Origin of the sequence: Bacillus sp. EE-W1 (genome assembly GCF_009760835.1) — a bacterium.
GTDB classification, from domain to species: Bacteria; Bacillota; Bacilli; order Bacillales; family Bacillaceae_G; genus Bacillus_A; species Bacillus_A wiedmannii.
This window is the reverse complement of record NZ_WIPE01000044.1, coordinates 1-11,789: the sequence shown is the minus strand read 5'-3', so window position 1 is coordinate 11,789 and position 11,789 is coordinate 1. Positions and strand designations below refer to the sequence as shown.

The 11,789-nt window shown below is 36.7% G+C and carries 11 protein-coding genes and 1 pseudogene; 4 read left to right on the top strand and 8 right to left on the bottom strand.

Going from position 1 to position 11,789, the window contains the following annotated elements; translation table 11 throughout:
- Positions 1 to 333 precede the first annotated feature (333 nt).
- Genes yhaM through GFJ36_RS04570 form a run of 3 tightly spaced genes read right to left on the bottom strand, consistent with a single transcriptional unit; the run spans position 334 to position 5,482 of the window.
- Entirely contained in the window at positions 334 to 1,278 is a 945-nt protein-coding gene (gene yhaM, locus GFJ36_RS04580) for a 3'-5' exoribonuclease YhaM (protein ID WP_000726645.1), read from the bottom strand.
- 41 nt (positions 1,279 to 1,319) lie between these two features.
- A complete protein-coding gene (locus tag GFJ36_RS04575; RefSeq protein ID WP_097890550.1) occupies positions 1,320 to 4,244 on the bottom strand; it encodes an ATP-binding protein in 2,925 nt (974 codons plus the stop codon).
- Positions 4,241 to 5,482 carry a metallophosphoesterase family protein gene (locus tag GFJ36_RS04570; protein ID WP_087985662.1) on the bottom strand — a complete coding sequence of 414 codons (1,242 nt, stop codon included), beginning with the start codon at positions 5,480 to 5,482 and terminating at the stop codon, positions 4,241 to 4,243. The genes GFJ36_RS04575 and GFJ36_RS04570 overlap by 4 nt, the downstream gene beginning before the upstream one ends.
- Before the next feature lie 294 nt (positions 5,483 to 5,776).
- Between GFJ36_RS04570 and GFJ36_RS04565 the strand changes: the two genes are divergently transcribed.
- Entirely contained in the window at positions 5,777 to 5,962 is a 186-nt protein-coding gene (locus GFJ36_RS04565; RefSeq protein WP_000539548.1) for a YhzD family protein, read from the top strand.
- A gap of 27 nt (positions 5,963 to 5,989) precedes the next feature.
- Here GFJ36_RS04565 and GFJ36_RS04560 read toward each other — a convergent pair whose 3' ends face one another.
- Positions 5,990 to 6,352 (bottom strand): hypothetical protein, encoded by a 363-nt coding sequence (locus GFJ36_RS04560; RefSeq protein WP_016136590.1) that lies wholly within the window; start codon positions 6,350 to 6,352, stop codon positions 5,990 to 5,992.
- A gap of 154 nt (positions 6,353 to 6,506) precedes the next feature.
- Here GFJ36_RS04560 and GFJ36_RS04555 point away from each other — a divergent pair, with 154 nt between their 5' ends.
- Positions 6,507 to 6,647 carry a YflJ family protein gene (locus GFJ36_RS04555; RefSeq protein WP_000273536.1) on the top strand — a complete coding sequence of 47 codons (141 nt, stop codon included), beginning with the start codon at positions 6,507 to 6,509 and terminating at the stop codon, positions 6,645 to 6,647.
- Between the two features lie 55 nt (positions 6,648 to 6,702).
- Here GFJ36_RS04555 and GFJ36_RS04550 read toward each other — a convergent pair whose 3' ends face one another.
- The 4 genes from GFJ36_RS04550 to GFJ36_RS04535 all read right to left on the bottom strand — a co-directional run bounded on the left by GFJ36_RS04550 (position 6,703) and on the right by GFJ36_RS04535 (position 9,651).
- A complete protein-coding gene (locus GFJ36_RS04550; RefSeq protein WP_097890552.1) occupies positions 6,703 to 7,098 on the bottom strand; it encodes a hypothetical protein in 396 nt (131 codons plus the stop codon).
- Positions 7,099 to 7,205: 107 nt separating this feature from the next.
- The gene (locus tag GFJ36_RS04545; RefSeq protein ID WP_071758375.1) at positions 7,206 to 7,640 is read right to left on the bottom strand and encodes a hypothetical protein; all 435 of its coding nucleotides are present in this window, start codon (positions 7,638 to 7,640) and stop codon (positions 7,206 to 7,208) included.
- Positions 7,641 to 7,799: 159 nt separating this feature from the next.
- Positions 7,800 to 8,444: a response regulator gene (locus tag GFJ36_RS04540; RefSeq protein ID WP_000876838.1), complete on the bottom strand. Its 645-nt coding sequence runs from the start codon at positions 8,442 to 8,444 to the stop codon at positions 7,800 to 7,802.
- Complete coding sequence (locus GFJ36_RS04535; RefSeq protein ID WP_097890554.1) at positions 8,434 to 9,651, bottom strand: sensor histidine kinase; 1,218 nt, start codon at positions 9,649 to 9,651, stop codon at positions 8,434 to 8,436. The genes GFJ36_RS04540 and GFJ36_RS04535 overlap by 11 nt, the downstream gene beginning before the upstream one ends.
- A gap of 103 nt (positions 9,652 to 9,754) precedes the next feature.
- Here GFJ36_RS04535 and GFJ36_RS30060 point away from each other — a divergent pair.
- A pseudogene (locus GFJ36_RS30060) lies at positions 9,755 to 9,939 on the top strand (hypothetical protein).
- Positions 9,940 to 10,263: 324 nt separating this feature from the next.
- On the top strand, positions 10,264 to 11,238 hold the full coding sequence (locus tag GFJ36_RS04530; RefSeq protein WP_194956663.1) for a zinc-dependent alcohol dehydrogenase family protein: 975 nt from the start codon (positions 10,264 to 10,266) through the stop codon (positions 11,236 to 11,238).
- Positions 11,239 to 11,789: the final 551 nt, after the last annotated feature.

The window sequence follows — 11,789 nt, the reverse complement described above, 5'->3', positions numbered from 1 at the left end:
GCAGCCCGACCCCCACCTAACTTCTTTGCTCCAGCCAAATTTTGAGGTGGGAGTTTTACTGCCCGTTAATGTTGGATAAATAACCTCCTTTTACAACTACGAAACTAAATTTTAATGTATCTTTCTATTCACCTGTATAATATCAAATAATTGCGAATAGTTACACTTGAACGAACAGATGGATGTAATTTGAAACAACTTTAAAGAGCCTTGCTACGTAGAATGTAGTAAGGCTCTTAGCTTTTTAATAATCAAAATTCAATAACTTTATTATCATTATACAACAGCCCCACTAAGCTTTTAACACTTAATGAGGCCATTCAATTCACATTATTAATTATGAAACGTCGGCTTATAGAACGAACGATTATCAAGTGCAAAGACACGCTCTGTGTATTCGCCTGGTTTTGTGCGTCCTAATGCGCGGTCCATCATGTTCATTTTTGCATCTAAGTTATCGATGTAGTGCAGAATTTCTGCTTCTTTTACTAATGGTGGTTTTGGGCTACCCCATTCTGCTTTTCCGTGGTGAGAAAGCACGATGTGTTGAAGAATTAATACTTCTTCTGCATCGATTTGTAGCTCGTCTGCTGCTTTCCCAATTTCGTTCACCATAATAGAAATGTGGCCTAATAAATTTCCTTCTAACGTGTATGTTGTAGAAATTGGGCCAGATAATTCGATTACTTTACCAAGGTCATGTAAAATAACGCCTGCATATAGTAAGTCTTTATCTAACGATGGGTATAAAGCCGCAATAGCTTTCGCTAAATCAAGCATCGATACGACGTGATAAGCTAGTCCAGATACGAACTCGTGATGGTTCTTTGTCGCTGCTGGATATTCTAAAAATTCGTTTTGGTGCTTATTTAACAAATGTCTTGTTAGACGTTGAATGTTTGGATTTCTCATTTCAAATATGTATTGCGTAATTTTTTCAACCATATCTTCTTTTTTCACTGGTGCTTTTTCTACGAAATCCGAGATATCTGTTACTTCATTTTCATTCGCAACACGGATTTGTTTCACACGTAATTGAATACGTCCTTTGTAGTTTAAAATATCACCAGCTACTTTAACGATTGTTTCTGCTACATATTGTTTCTCAACTTCTGGCGATACGTCCCATAGCTTCGCTTCAATATCTCCACTTGGATCTTGTAAGATTACTGTTAAAAATGGTTTTCCATTGCTTGCTAAACCTTTTGTCGCTGTTTTAATTAACAAGAAAACATCGACTTGTTCACCAACTTCATATTCTGCAATTTTCTTTTTCATTCGAATTCCTCCACCATATCAGTTACTTTTAGTATAGCATACTACAACTCATTTTCTTTACGCTTATGCGTTAATTTTATAATCTGTTTTTCTGTAAAATACGTTAATAAATGCGCATGGCATGTAAAGAAGATGACTTGTCTATCTTTCGCAATTTCCTTTATTAGTTCAATTGTACGATTCGTCCTTACCGCATCAAAATGCACGAAACTATCATCAATAATGAACGGATAATCATGCTCAAATGTTTTCGCTAATGCAAATCGTAACGATAAATATAACTGCTCCGCTGTCGCTTGGCTTAGTTCATGACTGTAAAAACGCATACCATCGTTACGCTCGACAATGAACGGATCTGCCTCTGACGGTGAAAAGATTTTACTATATCGTCCGCCTGTTAAATACACAAAGTACTCTTCTGATTTTTGTAAAATACGAGGAAGATGTACTTCATGATAATATTGCTTCGTTTTCGTTAACACTGTCTTTGCAGCCGCATAAGCAGCCCACTTCTTCACTTGTTCACGCACTTGCGCTTTTTTCATTTCCCATTCGTGCAGTAAATCACCGTACGTACTACCTTCTTCTAAATTCGCGATTTCCATACGATGTTTCGCAATACGCTCTGTCAGTTCTTTCTCTTTCATAAGACAATTTTGCGCAGCTGTCATTTCTTGCTTTAATTTTTCATCATAACCGTCAGCCTCATAATGTTCAGCTAATGATAAACTCGTTAAACGCTGTTCTAACAGATCAATTTGCGGTAATAAACGCCCGACTTGCTGCGCAGCATCTTCACGTTTTTCGGCTAGTTTACCTGCTTCTAAAAACATCTCTTCATCTGTAGAATGTGCGATATGCCATAATCCATCTCGTTCTACTAACAGTTGTTTCAATTGCTCTTGCATGAACGCATATTCTTCTTGCCATTCCGCAAGCTTCTCTTTTAGCTGCTTACAAGTTTGGCGTTTTTCTTTCTCATTTTGCATACGGATTTGTGCCTCGTGCAGCTTACTATACTCCGCACTACCGATAACAGTTTCTAGTTTATGTTCAAAATGCGAAATCATTTCATATAATGAAGATTTGCGCTCACTTTTCTTCTCTAAATCACGATATAATTGCTGCATTTTTTCCATACGCTCAAACGCCGGTAATATGTGCGCATACGTATAAAATTCAGGGAACGTATAGCGCATTTTATACACATTTACTTGTTCGCTAATGCGGAACGTTTCTCGCTCCCATTCCTCATAGGATGAAACGACTTTATCATACGCTCGCTCTATTTGCTGCAACTTATAAGACTCACGCTCAAATAACTTCCGAATCTCTTCATCTTTTTCTAACTCATAGCGCACAGACATCGCTTCTTCACTTTGTCTCCCGCCAGCACTTTGCTGAAGAGTAAGCAGTTCTTCTTGTAATCCACTCGATGGATCTTTATATAAAACAAGTGCAAGAACAATCGCTACAAAAATAATGACACTAATAAATAAGAGCGGGCGGTAGTCTATAAATAAGCTTGTGAATAAAACGACTGTGTTAATAAGAAGTAACAGAAGACAAACTCTTTGCCACTGTTTTTTCTTTTGCATAGCCGCTCCTGCTTTTTCCTCATACTTGCGCTTCATTCTCTCTGCGCCCATACCGATAAACGCCGCATCTTGGAACGACTTCTCTTTCTCAGCTAACACATTTCGCTCTTCATCCGCTAACATTTGTTGCTTAATCTGTCTTATATTTTCTTCTTGTTCTTCTAACTGCTCTTGCGCTACTTTAAAACGATCATCGAGCTGTGCTTTTTGCGTTTCTAATTCACGTGCTTTTTGCACTGCTTGCGTAATTAACTCTTTCGTTGCCAAACTCATATCAAACGAAAGAACTGTTTCTTTTTCAAAAGTAGCACCAATTTGTTGCTCTAGTTCTGCCAGCTCTTCTTTTATATTCGTAATCGTTCCTGTCATATCGCGCATTTCTTGTCGTGCATTTTCATAAGACATATGCTGCATACGAAGTTCTTCTACATAACTTTCTTTTTGCAAAAACGCTTCATCTATTTGAATCGATTCCATTTCCGATTGCACATTCTCTATTTTTTTATGGAGCGAATCAACTTGTAATTGAAGCGGCTCCATCTTCGCCTTAATCGCTTCATAGCGCGCCATCCCGTTTACAGGAAATTGCCCGCTCTCGTTTTCTAACACTTTCTCATGCGCACGCTTTTCAATAACGAGAGGCTCTAGCGCTGCTAATATTTCATAATCTTGCTTTCGCTTTTCTGCATTCTCTTTTTCCACGCGAACAGAAGCAAGTTTCTCTTCACTTTCTTTTAACTGCCTCACTTGCTTTTCATACGTGCCAATTTTCCCTTGCCACTCTTTCATCTTCTCTTCCAGCTTCTTCATCTCTTGTAGTGACACGTTAATTTCTGGTTTACGCCCGCTCGGTTTAAAGCGCTGATCCATTTCTTTTTCTAGCTTTTTATCTAGCTGTAATAACGCATCGCTTCCGACTGCGCTTGCTGAAAATAAATAATTGCCGATATCCGCCTCACCGAGTTGATGTATATTTTGAAGGCCATGCATATCAAATGAAAAGACAGATTCAAATAAGCTTTCATTCATGCCGCTTAATATATCATTTAAAATTTCTTCGCCGCCCGTTTTCCCGTCTTCAAAATAAACGGTCACCTCACCAGCTGCCGTCTTTGGCAACCGCTCAATTTTCAAACGGCCATACTTCTCTGTTTCCACAGTCATCGCACCGCCATACTTGCCGCCTTCTTTCGGCTCATAACGGCGCTGTCCTCTCGTCGGAAAACCGAATAAAATACTTTTCATAAATGAGCGAATTGTTGATTTCCCCGCTTCATTCTCACCGTACAGCACCGTCAGCATTGACAGATCCATTTCCACATTTTCTAATTTTCCGTACCCATAAATATGGAGTTTTTCAATTCTCATTTCTTATCCCTCTCTTGCTGGAATAATTGCTCTAAAATAATATTTTCCGCTTCCTTTTGAATCTCTTTCTTCTCTTCTTCTGTAAAAGATTCAATACTATTACGCGCTACAGGAGATGTCCAAATCGTGCGCAACACGCCATCCATATTAGTGAAGGCTTCTAACTCTTTTAGCACACTACCGACGAAATGATTTTCTTCTTTCAAACGCTCGATTTCTGCAAAAGAAACTGTCTCATTTTTCCACTTCATCGCATATACGAAATCTTTTCGCTCTTCGCCCGCTGCTAAAATATGAAAAATCTCTTCCACACGTTTTTCATCGCGTAAATAAGGAGAAAGTGTTCCCTGACCTGTAAATACGACGGTTAAAAGTGTCCCTTCCTCTTCTCTTCGGCATTCATTCATCGCACTCGATACGCTCGTCATAAGTTCATCAACAGTTTCAAGTCTGTCAATATTTACTTCTATCTCATCCCACACAACATCCGCCGTATGGAAAAATGAACAGTGTGTGCCTTGTTTCGTAAGTTCAATAAGGTACGCACCCTTCTCGCCCGTTTCCTTACGATGACGTCCTTGTATATTACCTGGATAAATAATGCACGGCTCTTCTGATAAAATTTCACGTTTATGTATATGGCCAAGAGCCCAATAATCAAACTGCTTTTCTTTCAGCTCACGAATTTGAAACGGTGCATAGCGATTATGCTCTGCATCTCCTTCCACACTTCCGTGAAGCATGCCAATATGAAAAGGCGCATCACTCATTTTCGTATACTGCGCTGTCATATTATCCGTTACCGCTTGCTGCAAATAACTAAAACCGTAAATAGAAGCTAACAACTCACCATTTTTATAAAATGATTTCTCTTCTACATAAGGCTCCATAAACACGTGAACATTTTCCGGAAACTCAATTGCTGCCCAGCTTCCCCCTAAATGATCGTGGTTACCGTGAATAATAAAAACAGGGATATCGTACTGCGAAAGTCTCTTCATTTGCTCGCGCACAAACACTTGCGCTCTCAAACTTCTCGTCTCCGCATCATACAAATCCCCGGCTAGTAATACGAAATCAACGCGCTCTTGAATCGCTTTATCAACAATACGCTCGAACGATTCAAACGTACTCTGCTTCATTCTTTCCCAAACAGACTGCGGTACATTCATCTCCATCCCTTTAAACGGACTATCCAAATGCAAATCAGCCGCATGTATAAACTTCACTTGTTTCACAAATAACGATCCTTTCTTTTTCCGTACTTTACTACGAATAGTAAATCTAGTGCATATAAAACTTCCCCTTTACCCCGTATTAACGGGCAGTAGACAAAGAAGCTAATCTGAGGGTTAACTGCCCATAAATACCCGATTGGTGAAGGCTAATAATCTTCGGGGATGAAAAGACTCCCCGAAGATTAAAGTTTCACTTTATTTTACCACGCAATGTCATATATTTCTTTGCATATTCTAGTGATTTATGCCAAAATAGTTATAAGATTCTGATTTTTATTATTGGAGGGAATTTTCATGGGAGTATACGTTCTAACAGTCTTTGAAAAAGATGGTTCAAAAGCATTAGACGAATCATTCGAGGCGGCAACTGAAAAAGAAGCGAAAGCAAAAGGTGAATCTATTTTAAAAGAAAAAGGATTGTATGAAAAAACACATCGCTGCACATCTACTGCAGGTAAGCTCGTTTTATTCCAGCGCTAAAAAAAAGAAGCGTCATCCGCTTCTTTTTCACTCTACTATATCTTCGTCACACCACGTAAACACCACATCTAGAATGCGATTACCGATACGTACGCGCTTATTCCATTTTCCTGTTTGGATCTGATGTTGCAATTCTGCTTTCATCTTTTCCGTCCAGTCGTGAATCGTTTCACTACCGTCGTACGGATATACGCTCGGAAACTCTTCCTGCAGTAGATGCAAGCTCTCTGCATCAAAATGAAAATGGAAGAAGTAGTTTGCTGTAAGCGATGGTTCTTGCAATCGTAAAAAATGATCATCAACTTGCTTTCTATTTCTATAGAAAGTAAAGATATTCACTTTACCGCTCGTAATTTGGTCAATTTGAATTTCGTGCTTCTCTATAATCACGTCTTGCCCACCTCGTTATATACTATCCTTAGTATATATGTCTTTTGCAACAAAGTTAACCATTTTCGCGCGAAATTCATTTCCTTCATTATATTACCTGTACCTCCATATGCAATCAGAACAACTAAAAACAAAGTTGAAGGGGAGCGATCACATGTATTTCGGAAGCAAAGGTTGGTATGTAAAAGAACTTAAAAAATTAGGTATCCGTACTTATGAAGGTAAAAAACTAGAATCGTATCGTACGCATGTGTTATCTAGTTTACTTGAAAGAATGAAGAAGGCTTCGGCTTAATTGATGTAGGAAGCGACTACGGTTGCTTCCTTTTTATATAGTGGAAAAAAAGAAATCATTCTATCTTTACCGTTATACTCTCTTGATAAAAACCACCCATTATCAACTGCATCTCTATTACCAAATGCTCTTCCAGATAATCATTCGTATATATTTTAAATTCTCCATACTTATTAACCCGTCCACTTCCAACAAACGTATCGCCACTTGTTATGACAATTGTTGAATGAGGTTCTGCACGACCCAACACAAAATTATGACCATATTCCACAGAAGCTATCGTTATTTTTTGATGCATATTATTAATTGAACCTATACATTTCTTTTTACACAAATTAACATTACTTTCTTCAGCCCTCGAAAACGCCAGATTCCTGTTAATCTTTTCTGAAGACGAAGCAACATTCCCCAGCCAAATAAACCTATCAAATGTAGTAATAGGTAGAAACATCTACGCTAACTCCCCCATTCTTCCTTCTCGTTTTTATCGACTACAATCTTTTGATGAACTTATAGTATTAATTTCTATATCAACATAAAAAAATATCCTTTTCCCATTCAATTTCGCACTGTTAATTTGTACAGAATGCATAGAATACTGTTTTTCAACCCAGATGCAATGACAACGCTACACAAAATAATCCACGATCCATTAAATGTAAATCCACCTTCAAATGTGTTAATAATAATTATGTTGCCGATTATTAAAAGAATCCATGAAATGGAATACTGTTTTCCATTTGTAATATATAAAACTCCATCCTCATAACAAACTGTAATTCCTCCACCTTGCCAAACACCAATAGCGAAAGAAAAAAGCGTAACTGCCAATAACTCTGCTTGTAAATCTCTAGTCATCGGTTGCGGCGCCGTATAAGTAATAATCCCTATCATCATGAGAAAAGTAATAATATGTATCCAGTTTAATTTTGTTTGTTTACTTTGCAGCCAAATAAAGAAAATAACTACAGAAATTAAAAACAAAGTTGCCATTTAATTATTCTTCTTCCTTTCCCACATTAAAAACGTCTGTGTAATGCAATTAGAGCGTTCTTAAATCTCTCATGCTTTCTAAAGCATAACATGAGAAAATAATAAAAAAATCGTACAAAAGGGCAAGCCTATAATGTACGATTGGGCATATATAATGTTTTAAAAATGAATTAACTTCCTTTCAATAGATACAGCTACTGCTTCTGACCTTGAATTAACACCTAATTTATTGTATATATTTGTTAAATACGCTTTTACTGTTCGCTCAGCTATTCCCATATCGAATGCAATTTCTTTATTCTTATTTCCACGCGCAATAGCTTTCAACACAAACAATTCTTTTTCTGTTAAGTTATTTTCTTCAACCTTATCAGCATATACTTCTTTCCTTTTATAATTCACTATTTTTTCCATAATATTGGGTTGTAGTAAAATCTCACCTCGAATAGCCGCTTCCAATGTTCGAAACAAATTCTCACGATCCGTATCTTTTAGCAAATATCCTTTTGCTCCTAGCTCAATTCCCTTTAACATTAATTCATCTTCGTTATAAGTAGTTAATATAATAATCGGCGTATGATTTTGTTTTTTATTTAAAGCCTCAATTGTTTCTAAACCACTCATTTTAGGCATATTTAAATCCATTAAAATAACATCAGGTTTCTTTTTTTCTATGAAAGAAAGGGCTTCTTCTCCGTTTGCAGCCTCACCTATAATTTGAAATGAATCACTCGTTTCTATTATTAATTTCAGACCTTCTCTTACAACGAAATGATCATCCACAATTAATACGTTATACTTCATCGCTATCTCCTTCATTATTGATAGGTACCTGAATACACACTTTCGTACCCTTCATCTTTTCACTCAATATATGTATTTCTCCATTAATCAATCGAACTCGCTCATTTAAGCCAATTAAGCCGTAATGTCCAGGATTCTTACCGATATATCCAGTGTCAAAACCAATTCCATTATCTTCAACTTCAATAGTAAGTTTTTCAAGGTTATCGCTATATTCAACTTTCAAATTTACATCTGTTGCCTGCGAATGTTTTGCGATATTCGTTAAACATTCACTAATTACATATAAACAATGTTCCTTTACTAATCTTGAAATATGCGGGGGGCTTTGAATAGTAAATCTCACATGTATAGACGTAGCCTCAGAAAAACGTTGAACTTCTTCCTCTACAGCTTTATTAAATGAATTAGTAGTATGACGCAAATCATCAATAACCAGCCTTGCGTCATGTAAAGTTTGTCTCGCTCTTATCATAGTTTGTTTCATAATCTCTTGAGATCGCCCTGTATTCCCTTTTTGCATATGGGCGTCTATTGCTTCCAATTGCATAATTAAGCTCGCTACACCTTGCGCTAACGTATCATGTAAATCTCTTGCCATTCGCTGTCTTTCATTAGCTAATGTCAATTCTTCCACTCTCATATATGCAGACTCTAACTCTTGAATATAACTCTGTATACGATTACGTGCATCATATTGCTGCTTATTAATATAAGAAAAAGGAATAATAATTGCTAGTACTAAAAGGAACATAGAGATAAGAATAGCTACTTTATTCACACCATAATTCATACTAATCGCAATACAAAATATGGCATACATGAGAGTAAAAACTGCCATTACTTTAAATATATTGTTATAAACATATAAACTTTGAGCAATTAAAATAGGGGTTAATCCAACAAAAATAGCTATTGAACCATTTGGTACAATAAATGCAGCAAGAAACACAATGAAGAGTTGTACAAAAAAGAAATATAACAATTGTCTATTCTTTAATGAACTTGCATACCAATGAAAGATAGTATGAATAACAATAATTATTGTGAAGAAGAAACTATCCATTGAGAGAATATTATTACGAAATTCTAAAAGCATTGAAGCAATATATACGAGTGTAATCCATAAAACAATAAACCTTCTTGGAATAAATACCGCTTCCAATACATTTGTATCCACGTCTATATTTGAATTCATTTTTTTCATATTCGACCTCCACCATTATATTATACAAGATGCAGCTTACATTTTGATAAAGTGAAACTTTAATTAGTGGGGCTTTTTCCCATCCCCATTACAGAATACAAATATGAAATATTGCATATCGAAATGCATTGATATAATTGTAAGCGCTTACTATAATAAGCATATAAAGATTTATTGCATCTTACCATTAAAAAAGGAGGCACTCATATGGAAATCGCAATGGCAGTTTTAAAATTTGTAGGTGGAGTAATTCCATTAGTTCAAGAACTTTTAAAAGCATTCATGTAAGGTTATCATTCAGCAATTATCTATAATAATTATCATACAAATGATCTGTATATCAAAAACAAATTGATACACAGATCATTTGTGTGAGAAAACTTTATACGAGAACGATGTAACCTAGTAGAACAATAATAATGCATCTATCTCAAGTTAGAAAAAGACGCTCACAAGGGCGTCTTTTTCTTATATTACTATGTATTCAGGAGAAATCGATTTTATCAAATAGATAAACGACGAATTTCTGTTCCCTTTTATTTTTTGATAACGAAATAATCACTCCAACCAAAAATGCTATAATAAACCCAATCAAACTAAGGGGGCACATTTATCTTGCATGGAAAACAAATTCAATTTCACAAGTTTGGCAACCCAAAAGACGTATTACAAGTTGAATATAAAAATATAGAACCATTAAAAGATAATGAAGTTCTCGTTCGTATGTTAGTTAGGCCGATTAATCCATCTGACTTAATTCCAATAACAGGAGCGTACGCTCATAGAATCCCATTACCTAACATACCTGGTTATGAAGGTGTCGGTATTGTAGAAGATGTTGGTACGGGCGTTACGAGAGACCTTATCGGTAAACGTGTTTTACCGTTACGCGGAGAAGGTACTTGGCAGGAGTATGTGAAGACGTCAGCTGATTTTGTAGTCCCTATTCCGGATTCCATTGATGATTTTACAGCGGCACAAATGTATATTAATCCTCTTACGGCGTGGGTTACTTGTACAGAAACGTTAAACTTACAGAGTAATGACGTTTTATTAGTGAACGCTTGCGGATCCGCTATTGGACATCTATTCGCGCAGTTATCACAAATTTTAAACTTCCGATTCATTGCTGTTACAAGAAATAATAAGCATACAGAAGAATTACTGCGCCTTGGTGCTGCATATGTAATTGATACTTCCACTGTCCCGCTTTATGAAACCGTTATGGAATTAACGAACGGGCTCGGTGCGGATGCTGCGATTGACTCTATCGGAGGACCGGATGGAAATGCATTAGCTTTCTCCTTACGTCCAAACGGGCATTTTTTAACGATCGGTCTTCTATCAGGAATACAAGTGAACTGGGCAGAGATTGTCACGAAAGCAAAAGTGCACGCGAACATATTTCATTTACGACATTGGAATAAAGAAGTATCACCCTATAAATGGCAGGAGACGTTTCATCACTTAATTCGCTTAGTTGAAAATAAGCAATTACGTTTTATGAAAGTCCATTCTACATATGACTTAGCGGATGTGAAAGCGGCGGTTGATGTCGTGCAGTCTGCTGAGAAAACGAAAGGGTAACTAACTGTTACGATTTATTTAACCAATTATAACGAAAGTTAATTAAATATATCAGTAAGCCCTGCTAGTCAAGTGATTGGCTAGTAGTGAGGGTTAACTGCGGGCAATCCCTAAAGCTGATTGAACTACAACGTGGCTAGAAATGGCGAGCGTGAATGTTGCGAAAGCAGGAAAAATCAATCAGATCGTGCAAGGTTAAATCCTAAACACTAGAACAATGGGTCTTCCGCCTCGAATCATCTAAGTCAAAATGGATAAGATGAACGTTCAACGACTATCTCGTATCACTGACGAGAGTACATCACAAGCCTATGGTGGTGGAAAAATCCTCTATCTCTAAGTAGATAAACATATAGTCTGCGCTCATGTGAAAACATGAGAAGTTCATAAGAGAACTGGCTAAGGAATTGCGCCCTTAGTTGAACGAGATACATTTAATTAAATCTATCCAACCTCATTGAATTTATCGAACATATGTGCTATTGCGAGTTTGATGAGGTAAGAATAATAATGAAATTTTTACGAGTTAGTCAAGTATCAGAATTAACAGG